The 20,769-nt window shown below is 65.0% G+C and carries 21 protein-coding genes; 11 read left to right on the forward strand and 10 right to left on the reverse strand.

Annotated elements, in window-relative coordinates:
• From H928_RS0118720 to H928_RS0118740, 5 genes are all read right to left on the reverse strand, one after another.
• The coding region (locus H928_RS0118720; RefSeq protein ID WP_027011112.1) for an allophanate hydrolase subunit 1 at positions 1 to 701 on the reverse strand (701 nt) is incomplete at its 3' end.
• Positions 702 to 715: 14 nt separating this feature from the next.
• On the reverse strand, positions 716 to 1,492 hold the full coding sequence (locus H928_RS0118725; protein WP_021027881.1) for a LamB/YcsF family protein: 777 nt from the start codon (positions 1,490 to 1,492) through the stop codon (positions 716 to 718).
• Between the two features lie 22 nt (positions 1,493 to 1,514).
• On the reverse strand, positions 1,515 to 2,183 hold the full coding sequence (pcp, locus tag H928_RS0118730) for a pyroglutamyl-peptidase I (protein WP_021027882.1): 669 nt from the start codon (positions 2,181 to 2,183) through the stop codon (positions 1,515 to 1,517).
• A 24-nt stretch (positions 2,184 to 2,207) separates the two neighbouring features.
• Positions 2,208 to 3,164 (reverse strand): DUF979 domain-containing protein, encoded by a 957-nt coding sequence (locus H928_RS0118735; RefSeq protein ID WP_021027883.1) that lies wholly within the window; start codon positions 3,162 to 3,164, stop codon positions 2,208 to 2,210.
• The gene (locus H928_RS0118740) at positions 3,161 to 3,895 is read right to left on the reverse strand and encodes a DUF969 domain-containing protein (protein WP_021027884.1); all 735 of its coding nucleotides are present in this window, start codon (positions 3,893 to 3,895) and stop codon (positions 3,161 to 3,163) included. Before H928_RS0118740 ends, H928_RS0118735 begins: the two co-directional genes overlap by 4 nt.
• 315 nt (positions 3,896 to 4,210) lie before the next feature.
• Here H928_RS0118740 and H928_RS0118745 point away from each other — a divergent pair, with 315 nt between their 5' ends.
• The gene (locus tag H928_RS0118745; RefSeq protein WP_021027885.1) at positions 4,211 to 4,885 is read left to right on the forward strand and encodes a GntR family transcriptional regulator; all 675 of its coding nucleotides are present in this window, start codon (positions 4,211 to 4,213) and stop codon (positions 4,883 to 4,885) included.
• A 42-nt stretch (positions 4,886 to 4,927) separates the two neighbouring features.
• On the opposite strand, the gene H928_RS0118750 is transcribed toward H928_RS0118745, so the two are convergent.
• A complete protein-coding gene (locus tag H928_RS0118750; protein ID WP_027011114.1) occupies positions 4,928 to 5,992 on the reverse strand; it encodes a homocysteine S-methyltransferase family protein in 1,065 nt (354 codons plus the stop codon).
• Positions 5,993 to 6,324: 332 nt separating this feature from the next.
• On the opposite strand from H928_RS0118750, the gene H928_RS0118755 reads away from it, so the two are divergent.
• The 8 genes from H928_RS0118755 (at position 6,325) to H928_RS0118790 (ending at position 15,602) form a co-directional block, all read left to right on the forward strand.
• On the forward strand, positions 6,325 to 8,256 hold the full coding sequence (locus tag H928_RS0118755; RefSeq protein WP_043341087.1) for a RecQ family ATP-dependent DNA helicase: 1,932 nt from the start codon (positions 6,325 to 6,327) through the stop codon (positions 8,254 to 8,256).
• A 113-nt stretch (positions 8,257 to 8,369) separates the two neighbouring features.
• Positions 8,370 to 9,218 (forward strand): hypothetical protein, encoded by an 849-nt coding sequence (locus tag H928_RS0118760; protein ID WP_021027888.1) that lies wholly within the window; start codon positions 8,370 to 8,372, stop codon positions 9,216 to 9,218.
• Between the two features lie 140 nt (positions 9,219 to 9,358).
• A complete protein-coding gene (locus H928_RS0118765; protein WP_021027889.1) occupies positions 9,359 to 9,988 on the forward strand; it encodes an ATP-binding cassette domain-containing protein in 630 nt (209 codons plus the stop codon).
• Positions 9,985 to 10,788, forward strand: coding sequence for an iron export ABC transporter permease subunit FetB (gene fetB, locus H928_RS0118770; RefSeq protein WP_021027890.1), 804 nt, complete (start codon positions 9,985 to 9,987; stop codon positions 10,786 to 10,788). Before H928_RS0118765 ends, fetB begins: the two co-directional genes overlap by 4 nt.
• A 61-nt stretch (positions 10,789 to 10,849) precedes the next feature.
• A complete protein-coding gene (locus H928_RS0118775) occupies positions 10,850 to 12,580 on the forward strand; it encodes an acyl-CoA dehydrogenase family protein (RefSeq protein WP_021027891.1) in 1,731 nt (576 codons plus the stop codon).
• 13 nt (positions 12,581 to 12,593) lie between these two features.
• Positions 12,594 to 13,985, forward strand: a complete 1,392-nt coding sequence (locus H928_RS0118780; RefSeq protein ID WP_021027892.1) for an L-serine ammonia-lyase — start codon at positions 12,594 to 12,596, stop codon at positions 13,983 to 13,985.
• An 83-nt stretch (positions 13,986 to 14,068) separates the two neighbouring features.
• On the forward strand, positions 14,069 to 15,025 hold the full coding sequence (locus H928_RS28775; RefSeq protein WP_052330103.1) for a LysR family transcriptional regulator: 957 nt from the start codon (positions 14,069 to 14,071) through the stop codon (positions 15,023 to 15,025).
• 148 nt (positions 15,026 to 15,173) lie between these two features.
• Complete coding sequence (locus H928_RS0118790) at positions 15,174 to 15,602, forward strand: hotdog fold thioesterase (protein ID WP_021027894.1); 429 nt, start codon at positions 15,174 to 15,176, stop codon at positions 15,600 to 15,602.
• Positions 15,603 to 15,610: 8 nt separating this feature from the next.
• Here H928_RS0118790 and H928_RS0118795 read toward each other — a convergent pair whose 3' ends face one another.
• Together H928_RS0118795 and H928_RS0118800 are read right to left on the reverse strand one after the other, a co-directional pair.
• Entirely contained in the window at positions 15,611 to 16,342 is a 732-nt protein-coding gene (locus H928_RS0118795) for an aspartate/glutamate racemase family protein (RefSeq protein ID WP_021027895.1), read from the reverse strand.
• Between the two features lie 79 nt (positions 16,343 to 16,421).
• Positions 16,422 to 17,306 carry an amino acid ABC transporter substrate-binding protein gene (locus H928_RS0118800; RefSeq protein ID WP_021027896.1) on the reverse strand — a complete coding sequence of 295 codons (885 nt, stop codon included), beginning with the start codon at positions 17,304 to 17,306 and terminating at the stop codon, positions 16,422 to 16,424.
• 225 nt (positions 17,307 to 17,531) lie between these two features.
• Between H928_RS0118800 and H928_RS0118805 the strand changes: the two genes are divergently transcribed.
• Positions 17,532 to 18,749, forward strand: coding sequence for a D-amino acid dehydrogenase (locus H928_RS0118805; protein WP_021027897.1), 1,218 nt, complete (start codon positions 17,532 to 17,534; stop codon positions 18,747 to 18,749).
• Between the two features lie 29 nt (positions 18,750 to 18,778).
• On the opposite strand, the gene H928_RS0118810 is transcribed toward H928_RS0118805, so the two are convergent.
• Entirely contained in the window at positions 18,779 to 19,678 is a 900-nt protein-coding gene (locus H928_RS0118810; protein WP_021027898.1) for a LysR family transcriptional regulator, read from the reverse strand.
• Between the two features lie 17 nt (positions 19,679 to 19,695).
• Positions 19,696 to 20,307 carry a cob(I)yrinic acid a,c-diamide adenosyltransferase gene (locus H928_RS28780; protein WP_021027899.1) on the reverse strand — a complete coding sequence of 204 codons (612 nt, stop codon included), beginning with the start codon at positions 20,305 to 20,307 and terminating at the stop codon, positions 19,696 to 19,698.
• A gap of 154 nt (positions 20,308 to 20,461) precedes the next feature.
• Here H928_RS28780 and H928_RS0118820 point away from each other — a divergent pair, with 154 nt between their 5' ends.
• Positions 20,462 to 20,686, forward strand: coding sequence for a hypothetical protein (locus tag H928_RS0118820; protein WP_021027900.1), 225 nt, complete (start codon positions 20,462 to 20,464; stop codon positions 20,684 to 20,686).
• Positions 20,687 to 20,769: the final 83 nt, after the last annotated feature.

A 20,769-nucleotide genomic window follows, 5' to 3' on the forward strand; every position in this document is an offset into this window, starting at 1 on the left:
ACGCGCATGCCGGCGCCGGTATGCTCCGCCGCTGCCGGGGCCGGGGCCTGCACAGCGGATTGCTGCTGGAGCAAGGCCTGGCCCGCAGCGGTGCTGGCGTCGACAAAGCGCACCAGCATGCCCGGCTGCAGCAAGGCGGGCGGGTTGCGCAGCAGGTCCCACATCGGCACATCGGTGCGGCCCAGCAGCTGCCAGCCGCCGGGGGTGTCATTGGGGTAGACGGCACTGAAGGTGCCGGCAATCGCCACCGAGCCCGCAGGCACCTTGGTGCGCGGCGTGCTGCGGCGCTGCACGTTCAGGCTCGGGTCGCCCCCGGTCAGGTAGGCAAAGCCGGGCGCAAAGCCGCAAAAGGCCACGCTGTAGTCGCTGCCGCTGTGGCGGCGAATCAGCTCGGGCACATCAATGCCCAGGATCTGCGCCACATCGGCCAGGTCCTCGCCGTCGTAGTGCACCGCGATCTCGACACGCTGGCCGGCGCTGCGCGCCTGGCGGCCCAGCTGCAGCGCAGCCATGTGGCGCTGCAGGTCGGCCGCGCTGGTCTGCCAGCGGTCAAAGGCGATCAGGATGGTGCGCGCAGCGGGCACCAGCTCCTGCACGCCAGCGGGCAGCTCGGCCTGCAAAGCAGCCAGCAGGTCCAAGGTGTGCTCCAGGTCCTGCAGCTCCACCAGCATGCTCTGGTCGCTCACCGGCAAAAAGCGCATCGTGCGTTCGTCGCTCATGCGCCCGCCTTGTCCATGAAGGAGCGGATCTGCACGCCAGCGGCCTGCAGGTGCTCACGCACCGCCTGGGCCATCGCCACCGCGCCGGGGCTGTCGCCGTGCACGCAGATGGAATCGGCCTGCACCTCGACCACCGAGCCATCATTGGCCTGCACCGTGCCCTGCTGCACCAGCTGCAGCATGCGCTGGGCAACCATCTCCGGGTCGTGCAGCACGGCACCGGGCTCGCGGCGCGATACCAAGGTGCCTTGCGGGGTGTAGCCCCGGTCGGCAAAGGCCTCGGCGATCACCGTCAGACCTGCGTCACGCGCCCATTGCATCAGCGGCGAGCCTGCCAGCACCACCAGCGCCAGCTGGCCGCCCACGGCCTGCATGGCCTCGATCACGGCAGCGGCCTGGCGGCGGTCCTGGGCGATGGTGTTGTACAGCGCGCCATGGGGTTTGACATAGCGCACCGTCGTGCCTGCCGCAGCGGCCAGGCCTTGCAGCGCGCCAATCTGGTAGATCACATCGCTCACCAGGTCGGCATGGGCCACATCCATGTTGCGGCGGCCAAAACCGACCAGGTCGCGGTAGGCCACATGGGCACCGACCACGACATTGTTGGCCTTGGCTTTTTTCAAGGTATCGAGAATGCCAGCCGGATCGCCTGCATGAAAACCGCAGGCCACGTTGGCGCTGCTGACGATGGACAGCATGGACGCATCGTCGCCCATGGTCCATGCACCCAGGCTCTCGCCCAGATCGCTGTTCAAATCCATGGTGAGGGACATGGTGCTACCTTTCTTGTTTCTATCAATGGAGTTGGCCTGCGCTCAGCTGCAGATCCTGCTGCTCTGGATCATGCCGCAGCACGGCCGCAATCAGCGCTTCAATACCCTTGCACTGCGTCTCCACCGCCATGCTCGGGGCGCCCGGCAGCGCTGCGGCCATCTCGGGCAGGTAGGGCACATGCACAAAGCCGCCGCGCGTTTGTGCCCAGGCGGGCACGGTGTTCAGGCGGTGCATCAGGCCGTAGAAGACATGGTTGCAGACAAAGGTGCCTGCGGTGTTGCTCACCTCGGCGGGCACACCGGCTGCGCGCATCGCAGCCACCGCCTGCTTGATGGGCAGGCGCGCAAAATAGGCCGCAGGGCCATCGGCGGCCCCCGCCACATCAATGGGTTGCTGGCTGGCGTTGTCGGCAATTCGGGCATCATCGACATTGATGGCCACGCGCTCGATCGACAAGGCCGTACGGCCGCCAGCCAGGCCCAGCGCAATCACCAGGCTGGGCTGGTGCTGCTGCAAGGCGGCGTCCAGCGCCTCCAGCGCTTTGCCAAACACACAGGGCAGCTGCACGCCGACGATGCGCGCAGCGCCGATTGCCTTGCCATCGAGCCTGCGGGTCACTTCCCACGCGGGGTTGAGGGGGGCTTTGTCAAAGGGCTCAAAGCCCAGCACCAGTACGGTTGCGTCAGTCATGCAGAAGTCCTGTGGTTGCGGCGATCAGTGGTTCATCAAAAAGTACAGCAAAAACACATTGCAGACCAGGATGCCCAGTGCCGTGGGCACCTGCGCCTTGATCACCGCATTGCGGTCCGGCAGCTCCAAGAGCGCCGCCGGCACAATGTTGAAGTTCGCCGCCATCGGGGTCAGCAAGGTGCCGCAGTAGCCCGAGAGCATGCCAATGGCCGCCATGATGGCCGGGTCACCGTGGTACACATTGATCAGCACGGGCACGCCCACGCCGCCGGTCATCACCGGGAAGGCGGCAAAGCCATTGCCCATGATGACCGTGAACAGCGCCATGCCGACAACGTACACCACCACGGCCACAAAGCGCAGGTCCATGTTGATGTAGGTGGTGGTCACATGGGCCACGGCCTTGCCAACGCCAGCGTCCGAGAACACCAGACCGAGCATGCCCAGCATCTGCGGCAGCACCATGGCCCAGCCCATCGCATCGACCAGGCGGCGCGATTCGCGCAGCGATTGCACCGGCGATTCCTTCGTCATCTTGCAGGCCATCGCCGCTCCGATGATGCAGCCCAGCGCCAGGCTCACCAAGGTGGCGTTCTTGGGGTCGATCAGAAAGTTGCCGCCGATCTTGAAGTCCTTGAGCAGCACGCTGCCGATCACGGTCACCACAGGGATGGCCAGCGCCGGCACAAACAGCTTGTTCTTCAGGCGCAGAGCGCTTTCCTTGTTCTCGGCATCGCTGCGCACTTGCGGCTTGCCGCCGCCTACGCCCTTGACCAGCACGATGAGCGCCAGCACGATCACGCCGGCACCGACCACTTCAGGCGGCATCTTGTCGCCCAGCAGGAACATGACCGCATACAGGCCCCAGAACAGGCCGGTGGTCCAGCGCTTGGGGTTGCTGGCATCGAGCAGGTTGAAGACGGCCACGGCCGCCATGACCAGGCCGGCGAGCCAATAGACTTGGGTGATGCTGAAAATCATGCTGCACCTCCTTCACGGGTGGTCGATGCTGCGGCAGGCGCGTTGGCCATTTCCTTGGCGATGTACTGGTCCAGACGACGCAGGCGGTAGGCATGGATCAGGAACGCGCAGATCGCCGTGGGGATGCCCCAGACGGCCACATGGATCGGCTCGACATCGATGCCCGCTTCATGCAGGAAGGTGGTCATCAGCACAATCGCACCGAAGGCCACAAAAATGTCTTCACCAAAGAACAGGCCGACGTTGTCGGTGGCGGCGCTGAAAGCGCGCAGGCGGTAGCGCAGCGCTTCGGGCAGCTTGCCGTAGCGGGTTTCGGTCGCACCTTCAGCCATGGGAGCCAGCAGTGGGCGCACCATCTGGGGGTGGCCACCCAGGCTGGTCAGGCCGATGGCGGCGGTCAGCTGGCGCGCGCCCAGGTAGACGATCAGCAGGCGGCCGGTGGTGGCCGACTTGATGTGGCCGATCCAGTTTTGCGCGTGTTGGCGCAGGCCATGGCGCTCCAGCAGGCCGATCACGGCCAGCGGCAACACCAGGATGAGCGGCAGGTTGCGGGTTTTGACAAAACCCGTGCCCAGCTCGGCCAGCACTTTTTGCAGGGGGAAACCCGCCAGCGCAGCGGTGACGAGCGCCGTCACGACCACCACCACAAAGGGATTGAAACGCAGGACGAATCCCACGATGATGACGGCTACCCCGAGGAGCGGCCAGAGGTTGACGATTGAGCTGTCCATGACAATACAAGGTTTGTTATAGGCACGGTTCCCAAGGACTGGGTACCGCATAGTTTTTGTTCAACAACCCATCAATTTCATCAATGCGAAATTTTAGTTTGTTGAACAATACAAAAGTTTAGCCAAACAAAACAAGCTTTCTTATCGGGAAAACCCGTACACATCTGCTTTCAAATAGCGATGTAGGCGAAATTCTCGTCTTTATGGCGAAGAAAATCGCCACAGTGACCGATTCAGGCGCTGGGGGCAATGCGCTGGGCCGGGCCACAGGCCGCCGCTATCATGTGTGTCAATCTCTGACTACCTGCGATCGCCATGAATGTTGCACTGCCTACTCTCTCGCTCAATGACCGCGTGGCCGAGCAGATTCGCGACCGCATCGTGCGTGGTGAATTCCAGCCCGGATCACGCCTCTCGGAGGTGGCGCTGAGCGAAAGCCTGGAGATCTCGCGCAACACCTTGCGCGAGGTGTTCCGCCTGCTGACCAAGGAAGGGCTGCTGCGCCATCTGCCCAACCGGGGCGTGTTTGTCGCCATACCGTCGATGGCCTCGATCATGGACATCTACCGCGTGCGCCGCATGATCGAATGCCAGGCGCTGCAGCAGGCCATCCCGCAGCACCCGGCGCGCAAGGAAATGCGCGAGGCCGTCGCCGCCCAGAAGCAGCTGCGCGAGGCCGGCCGCTGGGTGGAGGTGGGCACCGGCAATATGCGCTTTCACAAAGGGGTGGTGGCACTGGCCGACAGCGAGCGGCTCAATACCTTGTTCTCGCACCTGCTGGTGGAGCTGCGCCTGGCCTTTGGCATGCTGGGCGATGCCGAGTTCATGCATGCGCCCTACATCGACCTCAATGCCCACATCCTGGAGCGCTTTGAGGCCGGGGAGATGGAGCAGGCGGCCAAGCTGATGCATGACTACCTGACCCATTCCGAGCGCGTCTTGCTCAGCGTCTATGCCCGCCGCATGAGCGATGCGGGCATGGTGCTGTAAGCACAGCCGCTTTAAAAGCCGCCCCTGGGTGGGGCGCCCCGTTCAGGCCTCTGCGGGGTAGAACAGCTTGCGCGCCGTGGCGCTTTGCACCGCCTGTGCGATGGCGCCAATGTGGTCGGGCGTGGTGCCGCAGCAGCCACCCACGATGTTGACCAGGCCTTCAGCGGCAAACTCGTGCACCAGGCGGCTGGTGATCTCGGGCGTCTCGTCAAAGCCGGTATCGCTCATTGGGTTGGGCAGGCCGGCATTGGGGTAGCAGCTGATGAAGGTGTCGGGCGCGGCCTTGGCCAGCTCCTGCACATAGGGGCGCATCAGGGTAGCGCCCAGCGCGCAGTTCAGCCCGATCGACAGCGGGTTGGCATGGCGCACGCTGTGCCAGAAAGCCGTCACCGTCTGGCCCGACAGAATGCGGCCAGAGGCATCGGTGACGGTGCCGCTGATCATGATCGGCAGCAGCTCGCCGGTCTGCTCAAAGGCCTCGTCCACCGCAAACAGCGCCGCCTTGGCGTTCAGCGTGTCAAAAATCGTCTCGACCAGGATCACATCGGCGCCGCCTTCGATCAAGGCCAAGGTCTGCGCCAGGTAGGCCTGGCGCAGCGCCTCAAAGGTCACATTGCGCGCGCCCGGGTCGTTCACATCGGGGCTGATCGACGCCGTCTTGGGCGTGGGGCCCAGCGCGCCGGCCACATAGCGCTTATGGTCCGGGGTGCTGTACTTGTCGCAGGCCGCACGCGCCAGCTGGGCGCTCTTGAGGTTCATCTCATAGGCCAGATCGGCCATGTGGTAGTCCTCCTGGGCAATCGTCGTCGCGCCAAAGGTATTGGTCTCGATCAGATCGGCGCCAGCGGCCAGGTATTTCTCGTGGATGTCGCTGATCACGTCGGGGCGGGTGAGCGACAGCAACTCGTTGTTGCCCTTGACGTCGTAGGCAAAGTCCTTGAAACGCTCACCGACGCTGCCCGGGCCGCTATAGCCTTCACCCCGGTACTGGGCCTCGCCCAGCTTGAAACGTTGGATCATGGTGCCCATGGCGCCATCGAGAATGACGAGGCGCTTGGCCAGGGTGGCGGGCAGTTCTTGGGCTCGGGTATAGCGGGGCAGTGACATGGCGGCCATTGTAGGGCGGCCGCCCGCCAGGCGTGGCGCCCAGGCGTTATTTGCCATACCGGCGCTGGTTGTATGGCGTCCAGTTGCTGCGGGGCCTCTACAGCACATCTGCAGCGCTTCTACAGCGCAATTGCAAGGCATCCGCGCCACAAAACCGCCCGTTACCGCCCCACAAACCCCGCCCTGCCGTTGCTGTGCCCCAAAACGCGCACAATAGCGCTTTGCGCCTGCGCCCGGGCTCCGTGTCTGGGCGACTGCTTCTGGCCCGTTGACGATACCCCGCTTGCGCGGCCCTCCCAGGGGGCTGGCACAGCTGCCTTCTCTAGCAATTTGTGACTTCCCTCGCCCACACCGTCTTGCAAGATGCCTTTGGCTATGCGCATTTTCGCGGCTCGCAGCAAGCCATTGTTGACCATGTGATTGGCGGCGACGATGCGCTGGTGCTGATGCCCACCGGCGGCGGCAAAAGCCTGTGCTACCAGATCCCGGCCATCGTGCGCCAGCAGCAGGGCCACGGCACCACCATCGTCATCTCGCCGCTGATCGCGCTGATGCACGACCAGGTCAGCGCCATGCACGAGATCGGTGTGGACGCGGCCTTCCTCAACTCCACGCTGGATTACGACCAGACCCGCGATGTGGAGCTGCAGCTGATGTCGGGCGGCATCACCTTGCTGTATGTGGCGCCCGAGCGGCTCAACACGCCGCGCTTTCTGGGCCTGCTCGATGAGCTGCATGCCATGGGCAAGCTGGCCCTGTTCGCGATTGACGAGGCCCACTGCGTCAGCCAGTGGGGGCACGACTTTCGGCCCGAGTACCGCGAGCTGACCGTACTGCACCAGCGCTATGCCGGCGTGCCGCGCATTGCGCTCACCGCCACGGCCGATGCGCTGACCCGCGCCGACATCGTCGAGCGCATGCAGCTCGAATCGGCGCGCGTCTTCATCAGCAGCTTTGACCGCGCCAACATCCGCTACACCATCGTCGAGAAAAAGGACGCCACCGCCCAGCTGCTGCGCTTTATCGAGCGCGAGCACGATGGCGACGCCGGCGTCGTGTATTGCCTCTCGCGCAAGAAGGTCGAAGAGGTGGCGCAATCGCTGTGCGATGCCGGCATCAACGCCCTGCCCTACCATGCCGGCCTGGGCGCCGAGCTGCGCCAAAAGAACCAAAGCCGCTTTCTGCGCGAAGAAGGCATTGTGATGGTCGCCACCATCGCGTTCGGCATGGGCATCAACAAGCCCGATGTGCGCTTTGTCGCCCATGTGGACATGCCCAAGAACATCGAGAGCTACTACCAGGAAACCGGCCGGGGCGGGCGCGACGGCCTGCCCGCCGATGCCTGGATGGCCTATGGCTACCGCGACGTGGTCAGCCAGCGCAGCATGATCGACGAAAGCCCGGCGGGCGACGCCTTCAAGCAGGTGATGCGCGGCAAGCTCGATGCGCTGCTGGGCCTGGCCGAAGCCACCGACTGCCGGCGCGTGCGCCTGCTGGCCTATTTTGACGAGGTCTACGGCCAGGGCGGCGACTACGACTCGGCCCCCCCCGAGGCCTCCGCCGCATCCGCCGAGAAGGCGCCGCGTTATCGCTGCGGCAACTGCGACAACTGCCTGAGCCCGCCCAAGACCTGGGACGGCACCGATGCCGCGCGCAAGCTGCTGTCCACCATCTACCGCGCCCATTCGGCCAGCCAGATCACCTTTGGCGCCAGCCATATCCTCGACATCGTGCGCGGCAAGGAAACCGACAAGGTGCGCCAGTTCGGCCACCAGCAGCTGAGCACCTTTGGCCTGTGCCAGGACTACACCGAGCCCCAGCTGCGCGGTGTGCTGCGCCAGCTGCTGGCCATTGGCGCCCTGGCCACCCACAAGGTGCAGACCGAGGCTGGCTACAGCTTCGAGACCCTCACCCTGTGCGACGGCTCACGCGCCGTGCTGCGCGGCGAGCAAACCGTGGAGCTGCGCGAAAGCACCGCCGAGCGCAGCCCCAGCAAACGCCAGCGCAGCACCAAACCCGCCGTCGCCGCGCAAAACCTGGGCCCCGACGAGCAGGTCCGCTTCATCAACCTCAAGGCCTGGCGCACCGAGGTGGCCAAGGAGCACAACGTGCCCGCCTATGTCGTCTTCGCCGACGCGACGTTGGCCGCCATCGCCCAGCGCAATCCGCAGAGCCTGGACGAGCTGCAGGGCGTGAGCGGGATTGGGGTGAAGAAGCTGGAGGCTTATGGGGAGGCGGTGTTGCGGGTGTGTAGCAGCCTCTAATCTCAAACATTGTTGTTGCAATGCAAACAAAGTAAAACCCAAGCTTCCATTTTGTAAAGCCATGCTCTAATGCCGTTTTGATTGTTGAAAACTATTAACCAACGGACGGACATATGCTGAAAAAATGGATTGCGATCGGCGCCCTGCTGGGCTCCAGCCTGGCCCAGGCCTATATGCCCCAATCGGGCACCTGGGTGGTTACCAGCGAACTCAATGGCAAGCCCGGTCGCGGCCTGGCCATCGATGTGCAGAACCAGACCCTGGTCATGCAAATGTATGCCTACGACGCCAGCGGCAATGCCACGTTCTACCTGACCTCCGGCGCCTACAAGAACAACCAGTATTCCGGCACCTTGAACAAATACCGGGGCGGCCGCTACCTGGGCAGCAACGAACGCATCGGCCAGGACAATGGCAACGATGGCGTCGTGTCGATGCGTTTCGAGTCTGGAACCAAGGGCTACATCAAGTTCCCGGGCGAAGCAGAAAAGGAAATCTCGCGCTTTAGCTTCGGCTATGACAAGAGCCCGCAGAGCCTGTTTGGCATGTGGCTGTTCACGCCGTTGGGAACCAGCAATCCCCGCTCGGATGTCGTCTATCTGGAAAAGCAGGCTGCAGGAAGCGGCTACGGCACCGGCTTTGTCACGACCGCCGACAACCGTTTCGCTTGCGAAAATGTGACCAGTGGCCCGAATGCAGGCTTGGTGGTGTGCATCAAGTTCAACATCGCCGATCGCGTCGAACAGGTCTATTACTTTGATTACAAGGTCAATGACGGCGAGGGCTATACCGGAACCTCGGCAGCCACCGCAACCAACCTGCTGATTGTGCGCCGCCTGACCACCAGCAATGATGACGGTACCGGGATCACGTTCAAGAACGCAGAAAGCACGGCACCCGCAGATCTCGATGCACTGCGCCAGGCTTTTGAAGCTGTCGTGGCTGAGCCTATCGAGCAATAAGTCCCAACAGCACTTCTCATCTTAAGAAGCCAGCAGCCACCCAGGCAGGGTGCTGCTGGCTTTTTTGCTGGCGAGCAAATCGCTCATCCATCGCATCGCGAAGACTCGCGACTACCAGCCCAGCGCTACACTCAGCCCCCATGCCCCCCACCCCCCCTGCCCGCCTGTCCATCCGCGCCCTGCAAAGCCCCATCAGCGGGCCCTGCTCGCTGGAGCTGGGGGCGGGCGAATGCGTGGCGGTGATGGGCGCATCGGGGGCGGGCAAGTCGGTGCTGCTGCGGCTGATTGCCGACCTCGATCCGGGCAGTGGCGAGGTGCTGCTCAACGGCCAGCCGCGCAGCGCCTTCAGTGGCCCGGCCTGGCGCCAGCAGGTGATGTACCTGGCGGCAGAGCCCGCCTGGTGGGGGCCAACGGTGATGGAGCATTTCCCGCCGGGCTCGCAGCCGGCGCTGCTGGAGATGGCCAGCACGCTGGGGCTGCGCCAGGGCTTTGTCGATATTCCGCTGACCCAGCTGTCGACCGGCGAGCGCCAGCGCCTGGCCTTGCTGCGCGGGCTGTTGCGCAGGCCCCAGGTGCTGCTGCTTGATGAGCCCACGGCTGCCCTCGATGAGACATCGGTGGCTGCGGTCGAGCAGTTGCTGCAGCGCTGCCAGCAGCAGGGCCTGAGCCTGCTGTGGGTGACCCATTCGCAGGCGCAGGCCGCGCGCGTGGGCCAGCGCTGCATGCAATTGGTGGACCACCAGCTGCGGCCGATGGAGGCCGCGCAATGAACACGGCGATCCATCTGCAACCCAGCGATTTGCTGGTGGGCGCAGCACTGGTGCTGGCCGCCGCTGCCGCCTCCTGGGCGATGCGCCTGCAGCTGCAGCGCCAGGTGCTGTGGGCATCGCTGCGCATGGCCGTGCAGCTGCTGCTGGTGGGCTATGTGCTGCGGCTGGTGTTCCAGCAGGCGCACCCGGGCACCACCTTGGTCGTCGTGCTGGTGATGATTGCCGCTGCCGCGCGCGAAGTGGCGGTGCGGCCGCACCAGCGGCTGGCTGGCGGGGGCAACTACCGCATTGCGGGCCTGGTGGTGGCGCTGGCCAGCCTGTCGACCGTGGTGCTGGCGCTGATGACCGCCGTGCGGCCTGATCCCTGGTTTGATGCGCGCTATGCAATACCGCTGATGGGCATTGTGCTGGGCAGCGTGCTCAATGCCGCGAGCCTGGGGCTGGACAGCTTTTTTGATGGCGTGCGCCAGGGGCGCGCTGCTATCGAGGCCCAGCTGGCGCTGGGTGTCTCGTTCCGCCGTGCCCTGGCACCGCACACCCGCGCCGCAATCCGCCGGGGGCTGATCCCCATCATCAACCAGATGTCGGCTGCGGGATTGATCACCTTGCCGGGCATCATGACCGGCCAGATCCTGGGCGGCATGGACCCGCTGGAAGCTGCCAAGTACCAGATCCTGTTGTTGCTGCTGCTGACGGGCGCGGGCGGCATGGCCGCCGCCGGCAGTGTGCTGCTGGCCGCCCGGGCGCTGGGTGACGAGCGCCAGCGCCTGCGGCTGGACCGGCTGAACGCCCATAGCTGATCTGTTTTGCTATCTCGCAGTGCTGTTCCTAGAATGGGCAAGCACATCTGGGAGAGCAGCCATGGCAGAGCGCGACAAGGACAACCTGGTGGATGAGCTGGTCGACTACGACCCGCTGGGCAGCGATCCGGCCTTGCAGGCCGCCCTGGCACGTGCGCATGCCCAGGCCTGGCTGCCGGGCCTGCAGCAACACGCCCGCACCGTGGGCAGCAGCGACTTTGCGCAATGGGCCGACCAGGCCAACCGCCACCCGCCGCAGTTGCAGCAATGGGATGCACGGGGGCGGCGCATCGACCAGGTGGAATTTCACCCCGCATGGCACCAGGTGCTGGCCCACTACCGCGCGCAGCAAATGATCGATATGCCATTTGCCGGCACACCCGCTGCCGATGCACCGGCAGCCGCCCCACGCGGCCGCTGGAGCGCCTGGGCCGCCGGCTTTTACCTGCATGGCCAGGCAGAAGCGGGCAGCCTCTGCCCCGCAACGATGACGACGGCGGCGATCCCGGTACTGCGCAAGGAACCGGCCCTGTGGGCGCAGATAGAACGCGGCATCACCAGCGCCAGCCATGACGCGCGCGATGCGCCAGTGGCAGACAAGGCAGCCCTGTGGGTGGGCATGGGCATGACCGAAAAACAAGGCGGATCGGATGTGCGCAGCAACACCACCGTGGCCTACCCGCTGGATGCCGCAGGCGGCGGGCGCGGCGCCGCCTACCGGCTGCAAGGCCATAAATGGTTTTATTCGGTGCCCATGGCCGATGCGCACCTGGTGGTGGCGCGCATGGCCAGCAGCGCCGCCGACGCCCAGGCACTGCAGGCACCACTGGCCTGCTTTTGGGTGCCGCGCTGGCAGCCCGATGGCACACGCAACCATGTGCTGGTGCAGCGCCTCAAGAACAAGGTGGGCAACCGCAGCAATGCCAGCAGCGAGGTGTTGTTTGACGATGCCTATGGCGTGCTGGTGGGTGAGGAAGGCCGGGGCATTGCCACCATCATGGAGATGGCCACGGTCACGCGGCTGTGCTGCGTGCTGGGCAGCAGCGCGCTGCTGCGCCAGGCCAGCGTGCAGGCGCTGTGGTCAGCCCGGCACCGCCAGGCCTTTGGCGCGGCTTTGGTGGAGCAACCGCTGATGCAATCGGTGCTGGCCGATCTGGCGCTGGAGAGCGAGGCAGCGCTGCTCTTGGCCATGCAGCTGGCGCAGGCCTTTGAGGGCAGCAGCGCCCCGGGCCAGACGACCGCACAGGCCTGGCAGCGCGCCATGACGCCAGCGGCCAAGTTCTGGGTCTGCAAACGCACCATTGCCTGCAGCGCCGAGGCCATGGAAGTGATGGGCGGCAATGGCTATATCGACAGCTCGGCGCTGGCGCGCATCTACCGCGAAGCGCCGGTCAATTCGATCTGGGAGGGCTCGGGCAATGTGATGTGCCTCGATGTGCTCAAGGCCCTGCAGCGCGAGCCTGACATGCGCGACGCGCTGTGGCTGGACTTGCAGCGCATGGCAGCCGATGACGCCCCCATCCAACAAGCGCTGGCGCGCCTGCAAGGCCAGTGGCAGGCGATGGCGCAAGACGCCTGGGCGCAGCAGGCGCAGGCGCGCCAATGGGTGCAGCAGCTGGTACTGGTGGCGCAGGCGGGCCTGATGCGGCAGCACGCAGCGCCCGCCCATACCGATGCCTTTGTCGCCAGCCGCCTGGGGCCGCATGCCTGTTTGGGCGTGCTCGGTGCTTCTCCGCTTGCCAGGGCGCAAATCAGCGCTATCCTCAGCGCCAGTCTGCAGTTGCAAAAATGATCGGAAAGTAGCCATGGCAGTCAGCGTGTTTGATTTGTTCAAGATCGGTATCGGGCCCAGCAGCTCACACACGGTCGGCCCGATGCGCGCCGCGCATGCCTTTGTGCAGCGCCTGCAACGCCAAGGCCAGCTTTCGCAGGTGGCCCGCCTGCGCTGCCAGCTGTTCGGCTCCCTGGGCGCCACCGGCATCGGCCACGCCAGTGACCGTGCGGTGATCCTGGGCCTGGCCGGCCATGCGCCCGATACGGTGGATGTGAATGCCATCGATGCGCTGATTGCCGAAGTCCACAGCACCGGGCAGCTGCTGCTCAATGGCGAGCAGCGCATCGTGTTTGACCCGGCCACCGACCTGCTCTTGATCGGCGAGGTGAGCCTGCCCTTTCACCCCAACGGCATGCGCTTGGAGGCCTGGGATGCCCAGCATGAACTGGTCGATGCGCAGGCCTATTACTCGGTGGGCGGCGGCTTTATCGTCAGCGAAGAAGCCGCCTACGATGCCGAGCGCCAGCAGGCGATTGCGCCCGACACCGAGGTGCTGCCCCTGCCCTTTCACAGCGCCGCGCAGCTGCTGCAGCTGGCGCAGGACCACCAGCAGCCGATTGCGCAGATCATGCGCACCAATGAACGCCACTGGCGCGCCGATGCCGACATCGACAGCGGCCTGCTCAAGATCTGGCAGGCCATGCAGGACTGCGTACAACGCGGCTGCCGCACCGAAGGGCGCCTGCCCGGCGGGCTCAACGTCAAACGCCGTGCAGCCGGCTTTTACCAAGGCCTGACCCAGCATGCCCACGGTGCCAGCACCGATCCGCTGGAGGTGATGGACTGGGTGAACCTGTTTGCACTGGCCGTGAACGAGGAAAACGCCGCCGGCGGCCGGGTGGTGACCGCCCCCACCAATGGCGCCGCCGGCATTGTGCCGGCCGTGCTGCACTACTACTGGCGCTTTGTGCCCGGCGCCAGCGAGGCAGGCGTGGTGGACTTTTTGCTGACCGCAGGCGCGATCGGCATGCTGTACAAGGAAAACGCCTCGATATCGGGCGCCGAAGTGGGCTGCCAGGGCGAGGTGGGCGTGGCCTGCTCGATGGCGGCAGCGGGCCTGTGCGCGGTGATGGGTGGCAGCCCGGCGCAGGTGGAGAACGCCGCCGAGATCGGCATGGAGCACCACCTGGGCCTCACCTGCGACCCGGTTGCCGGCCTGGTGCAGGTGCCCTGCATCGAGCGCAACGCGCTGGCCGCCGTCAAGGCCATCAATGCCGCGCGCATGGCCTTGCGCGGCGATGGCTCGCATGTCGTGAGCCTGGACAACGTGATCGCCACGATGCGTGCCACCGGCGCCGACATGATGAGCAAGTACAAGGAGACCTCGCTGGGCGGGCTGGCCGTGCACATCGTCGAGTGCTGATCTCAAGCGGCGGGCACCAACCTGGGTGACAAGCCGGGCCTTGCGCACGGGGGGTGGTCGACCCCAGCGCCTACAATCGCGCCATGGCTATGCATTTTGACTTGGTAGATCTGCGCCTCATGGTGCATGTGGCAGACGCGAACAGCATGACGCGGGGGGCCGAGCTGTCGTTCATCTCGCTGCCGGCGGCCAGCACCCGCATCAAGAACCTGGAAGAGAGCATGGGCGTCAAGCTCCTGTACCGCACCAGCCAGGGCGTGACATTGACCCTGCCGGGCCAGGCCTTTGTGCAGCATGCGCGCACCGTGCTGGGCCAGATCGAGCACCTGCGCGGCGACATGCAGGAGTACGCGCGCGGCATCAAGGGCCATGTGCGCGTGTTTGCCAACACGACGGCGCTGGGCGAGTTTCTGCCCCCTGTTCTGCGCGCCTATCTGCGCAAGCACCCCGATGTGGACATCGACCTGCGCGAGCGCCTGTCCAACGACATCATCCGTGCCGTGGGCGAAGGCCAGACCGATATCGGCATCGTCGCCGGCCAGGTGCGCACCGAGAGCCTGGTCGCGATGCCCTACCGGCGCGACCGCCTGGTGCTCGTCGTCTATGCCGACCATGCCCTCGCCCGGCGCAAGGCGGTGGCCTTTGGCGACACCCTGGAGTACGACTACATCGGCCTGCATGAATCGAGCGCCATCCACGCGTTCTTGCGCCAGCACAGCGACCTGCTGCACCGCCCGATCAAGCAACGCATCCAGGTGGGCAATTTCGAAGCGGCCTGCCGCATGATCGAAGCGGGCGTGGGCATCGGCATCCTGCCTGAATCGGCTGCCCGCCGCCATGCGCGCAGCATGGACATCCGCATCATCAGCATCTCGGACGAATGGTCCAACCGCGAGATGCAGATCGTCGTGCGCAACCTCGAATCGCTCCCCTCCTTTGCGCGCGAGCTGGTGGAGCTGCTGGTCGAAGACGGTGCCAGCGGCGACGAAGGCCTGGGCGATACGGACAGCGATAGCGAACAGGTGCCGACCAGCAACTAAAAGGGCGCAAGAGGCCCGCCACTGCGTCAAAAGCTGCCACAAAGCTCACGCCAGTGCGCGGCTTCGCCTGGCGCGTCATGCAGGCGGTAGGCAGCGGGCCTGCGCAGCGCTATGCTGTGGCATCCCTTTTGTTGAGCCTGGACACCCCATGACTGCTATCTGGAAAAAGCCCATTTCGCTGGATGCGCTGCGCGACAAGGCGCGCAATACGGCGATTGAACACCTGGGCATCGAATACCTGGAAATCGGCGACGACTACCTGGTCGGCCGCGTGCCGGTGGACCACCGCACGCACCAGCCCTTTGGACTGCTGCATGGCGGCGTCAGTGTGGTGCTGGCGGAGACGCTGGGATCGGTTGGCGCGCTGTTCTCGTCGCCCGAAGGCTGGCGCTGCGTGGGGCTGGACATCAATGCCAACCATATCCGCGGTGTGCAAAGCGGCTGGGTCACCGGCACCGCCAAGCCGGTGCATATCGGCCGCATGACCCAGGTCTGGCAGATCGACATGGTCAACGATGAGGGCAAGCTGACCTGCGTTTCGCGCATCACCATGGCGATGCTCGAAGACGCGTCTTAACGCCTTCTTCAGTCGCCGTAGGCCACGCGCGCCAATGCCCGCGCCAGCTCCCAGGCCGGGTCGACCAGCGGCAGGCCTTGCACGCTGGCCGCGCCAGGCAAGGCCAGCGGTATTTCGGTGCAGCCCATGATGAGCGGCACATCGCCATGGCGGGCGCGCATGGCCTGGGCGACGGCGGCAAAGTCGGCGCGGGCCTGGTCCATGCGGTCGGCCTTCACACCCTGGTAGATGCCGCGCATCAGCAGTTCGCGCTCAGCCTCTTGCGGCAGGTGCACGGTGATGCCGCAGGCGGCCAGCGCCTGGTCGTACAGGCCAATGCGGTAGGTGCCTTGTGTGGCCAGCAGCATGCAGGCCTGGTGGCCTTGCTGTTGCAGGCCCTCGGCCACCACGCGCGCAATGTGCAGCAGCTGCAGCTGCGGGTAGGCCTGCTGCAGGCGCCCATGCCAGGCATGGGCGGTATTGCAGGCCACGGCCACCGCCTGGGCGCCCACCGCCTGGAGCTTGTCCAGGCCCTGGCACATCATCGCGAAGGGGTCCTCTGCGGTCTCGGGCGCCAGCAGCGCGGCGCTGCGGTCCGGTACCGGCAACTGGGCCAGCCAATGCATGGGGTAACCCTGGTCGGTAACAGCGGCGCCGCTGGCCCGCAAATGGTCTGCGCAGGCCTGTACAAACAGGCGCACAAAATCAGCGCCCGCTGCCGGGCCCATGCCGCCCAGAATGCCTACGGTGGAAAGCGTCATGCCGAACTCCAGAGAAAATGAAAAATGGCCCGTTGCCGGGCCATTGCAGTGCGTGCCGTGCACGACACGGGATTGTCCATCAGATCGCAGGCTTGTCGCTTTGCGCCGTCAGATTGTCCTTGAGTTCCTTGTTCATCGGCAGACCCAGCGCCTGGTTCTTCGGTGGGATGGGTTGCATGAACCACTTGTCGTACAGCTTGGTGAACTCACCGGACTTCATCATGCCGCCGATGACGCCATCGACGATCTTCTTGAAGGCAGGATCATCCTTGGGCAGCATGCAGGCATAGGGCTCGACTTGCAGCGCATCGGCCACCACTTCGTAGGCAGCAGGGTCCTTGGAGTTGGCCTTCAAGCCGTACAGCAGGATGTCATCCATCGCAAAGCCGGCAGCGCGGTCGTTTTCCATCAGCAAGAAGCCATCGGAATGGTCCTTGGCCAAGGTGATGTTGATGTCCAGCTTCTGGTCGGCGCTGTACTTGCGCACCACAGGCAGGTTGGTGGTGCCGGTGGTGATCGCCAGCGTCTTGCCCTTCAGGTCGGCCCAGCTGTTGATGCCCGAGCTCTTCTTCACCGCCACGCGGGTGCCGGTGTAGAAGTAGTTGATCGCGAAATCCACGTCCTTGTTGCGGGCGCTGTTGTTGGTGGTGGAGCCGCATTCGAGCACGATGGTGCCGTTCTGGATCAGCGGAATGCGGTTGGCCGAGGTGACCGACTGCCATTTCACTTTCAGGTCGGGCTTGCCGATTTCCTTGCGCACGGCATCGGCCACGGCGTTGGAGATGTCCACCGAGAAGCCAATGGCGTTCTGGCCACCGGAGAGGTAGCTGAACGGCACCGAGGATTCGCGGTAGGCGAACGTGATTTCGCCCGAATCCTTGGCCTTGGCCAGCACATCGGCAAAGGCCGAGGGCAGGCAGGCAACGGCAGCGGCAGCACAGACCAGCGACTTAACAAACTTCATGGTGAGACCTCCTTGAATCAATCAATGCAAACAGTGTAGAAACCAGCGCTTTGTTCCAACAATGCCTTTTTGGGACAGGCCCATAACGCTTGGTTATGGTGCATGGCATACCGCAAAGGTGAAGAACCGCTGTACCTATAAGCAAACGGCATGCCTGTTGCCCATTTTGCTATGCGACAGCCTGAATTCAAGCGCCTATATTTAAGGGTTTTCAGGGGGTGTTCCATGCAGGTATGCATTCTGGGTGCGGGAATTGTGGGTTTGGCGGCCGCCTATGAGCTGCACCAAGCTGGGCACCAGGTTACGGTGGTTGACAAAGCCTCACATGCGGGCAGTGGCACCAGCATGGGCAATGGTGCGCAGCTGAGCTACAGCTATGTGCAACCCTTGGCCGACCCTGCCATCTGGAAGCAGCTGCCCAAGCTGCTGTTCAGCAGCGACTCGCCGCTCAAGTTCCGCCTGCAGGCCGATCCCCAGCAGTGGAAATGGGGCCTGGCTTTTCTGGGTGCCTGCAATGCCGACCGGTCTGCGGCCAGCACCCGCACATTGCTGCAGTTGGCGGCCGTCAGCCGCCAGCGTTTTGAGGCCATGCAGACCCAGGTGGGCGGCGACTGGGACTACAGCAGCACCGGCAAGCTGGTGCTCTACCCCAGCGAGGCAGCGGTGCAGTCGGCGCGCCACCAGGTCGATGTGCAAAGCCAGCTGGGCAGCGCACCGCAGCGCATCGTCAGCCCCGATGAAGCTGTCGCGCTGGAGCCCGCGCTGGCCGCCTACCGCAGCCAGTTTGCCGGCGCCGTGCACACGCCCAGCGAGTGCGCCGCTGATTGCTACCAGGTCTGCCGCCAGCTCGAAGACTGGCTGCGCCAAAAAGGGGTGAAGTTCATCATGGACACCCCCATCCACAGCCTGCGCCGCGAAGGCGGCAAGATCGTCGCGCTGCAAACGGCGCAGGGCGACATCGTGGCCGACCACTTCATGGTTGCGCTGGGCGTGGACAGCGTGGCGCTGTGCAAGCCGCTGGGCGTAGACCTGCCGGTCTACCCGCTCAAGGGCTACAGCATCACCCTGGATGTGGCAGCAGCCGGCCACAAGGCACCGACGGTGAGCATCACCGACAGCGCACGCAAGGTGGTGTTTGCGCGCATTGGCGAGCGCCTGCGCGTGGCCGGCATGGTGGAGCTGGTGGGCCACGACCTGCGCATTCCGCAGGACAAGATCCAGAGCCTCTGCGCCTCCACCGAGGCGGTGTTTCCCGGCTGCAGCGATTTTGTGCAGGTCCAGCCCTGGGCCGGCCTGCGCCCTGCCACGCCGACTGCCGTGCCGATTGCGCAATCGGCAGGCGCGGGCAATTTGTGGATCAACACCGGCCACGGCGCGCTGGGTTTTACCTTGGCGTTTGGCACGGCGGCACAGCTGGCTTACGAGATCGGCCAGGCTGCCTGAACCGCACAATCGCGCAATGGCGCTGCGGCTTACAGCTGCGCCGCCAGCACCTTCTGCATCTCGCGCGTGATCGCCTTGACCAGCAGTGATTGCGGCTGCGAGACCGCGCGGATCGCATTGACCGGCACCTGCAGGCCGGGCACCAGCGGCAGCACATCGACCTTGCTCGCATCGGCCGACAAGGCGGTGCAGCCATCGACCATGGCCACACCCAGGCCGTGGTGGGCCATGGCCAGCGCCGTGTGGTAGGTCTGCACGGTCACATAGTGGTTCAAACCGGCGCTCGATTCCCGCGCCAGCTGGCTCAGCAGCATGCCAATCGGGTCCTGCGCATCGAGGCTGATGGTGGGCACACCGGTCAGGTCATCGAGCGAGAGGCTGCCCGCGCGCAGCTTGAAGGGCGGCAGCATGCCCTTGGGCACCACGCAGACCATGGGCACGCGGGCGAGGTTCTCCTGCTGCAGGCTGGCCTGCTGCACATTGCTCAGCACAAAGCCGACATCGGCCTCCTGCATCATCAGCGCCGAGACGATCTGCGGCGAATGCAGCGACTGCAGGCTGACGCTGACATGCGGGTGCTTTTGCTTGAACTGCGCCAGCGCCCGGGGCAGCACCTCGTGGCCCAGCGCCAGCACGCTGGCAATGCGCAGCGAATCGCTGTCGCGGCCCTGGCGCAGGCTGTCAGCGAGGCGCTGCACCTCTTCGAGCTGGGCAAACAGCTTTTCCATGTGCGGCAGCAAGGCCAGCGCCTCGCTGGTCGGCGCCAGCCGCCCCTTGCTGCGCTGGAACAGCGCAAAGCCCAGCTGCAGCTCCGCATGCTGCAAGGTGCGGCTGACGGCCGGCTGCGAGATGTTGATGAGGCGCGCCGCAGCGCTGACGCTGCCGGTGTGCATCACCGCGTTGAAGACTTCGATATGGCGCAGGCGCATGGGCGGGGCCTCGGGGGTCAGCGGCCCGCGCCGATGTTGTTGTCGCCGGGGCCGCCGTGGCCATCATCGGCCTGCATGCGCGCCAGCCGTGCGCTCTTCCAGTACACATCGTCACCGCCATCGACGCGGTTGAGCACGCGGGCCAGCACGAACAGCAGATCGGACAGGCGGTTGAGGTACTGGCGCGGCGCGGGGCGCATGGCCTCGCCCTGCTCCAGCGCCACCACCATGCGCTCGGCGCGGCGCGCGACGGTGCGACAGACATGGGCCTGCGCCGCCGCACGCGTGCCGGCGGGCAGGATGAATTCGGCCAGGCGCGGCAGCTGCGCGTTGTAGTGCGCCAGTGCAGTGTCGAGCTGCAGCAATGCATCGTCCTTGAGCAGCTCGTAGCCGGGCATGGACAGCTCGCCGCCCAGGTTGAACAGCTGGTGCTGGATATCGACCAGCAGCTCGCGCACATCGGCGGGCAGCAACTCGCACAGCAGCAGGCCGATGTGGGAGTTGAGCTCGTCGACATCGCCCATCGCCTGGGGCCGGCCGCTGGCCTTGGAGACGCGGCTGTTGTCGCCCAGGCCGGTGCTGCCATCGTCACCGGTTCTGGTCGCAATTTGGGAGAGACGGTTGCCCATGGGTAATCCTTGTAAAGCAGCGGTGAACCAGGGCCTATTTTCTGTTACCGGCACAGGAAATATGTAGCCGAGGCAACACTAAGCAAAAATGATAGCAAAACCGGCCGATTCCGGGTTCAATAGAGCCATGTCTGAATGACGAAAGGATCTACAGATGTCTGGCAAGTTTTTCGCCCATTCCTTTGACGCCCGCAGCGTGATGCTGTTTGCATCGATTGCGGTCACATCGGCGATGGCGCATGCCCAGCCGCTCAATAGCAGCCAGCAACGCATCGGCCAGGCCGCCAGCGGCAGCCGCATTATCCAGGTTGAGCGCCAACTGGGCACCCATGACCCACGCCGCCACCAGGCGCGCCAACCGGTCAAAAAGGCGCTCTGATCCGGCAGCCACTGCCGGTTTTTCCGAACTCTCCCCCTCCCCGCTACGGCGGGGGTTTTTCATTTCACCATGACTCCCGCACC

The organism is Comamonas sp. B-9, assembly GCF_000410635.1.
Lineage (GTDB): Bacteria > Pseudomonadota > Gammaproteobacteria > Burkholderiales > Burkholderiaceae_C > Comamonas.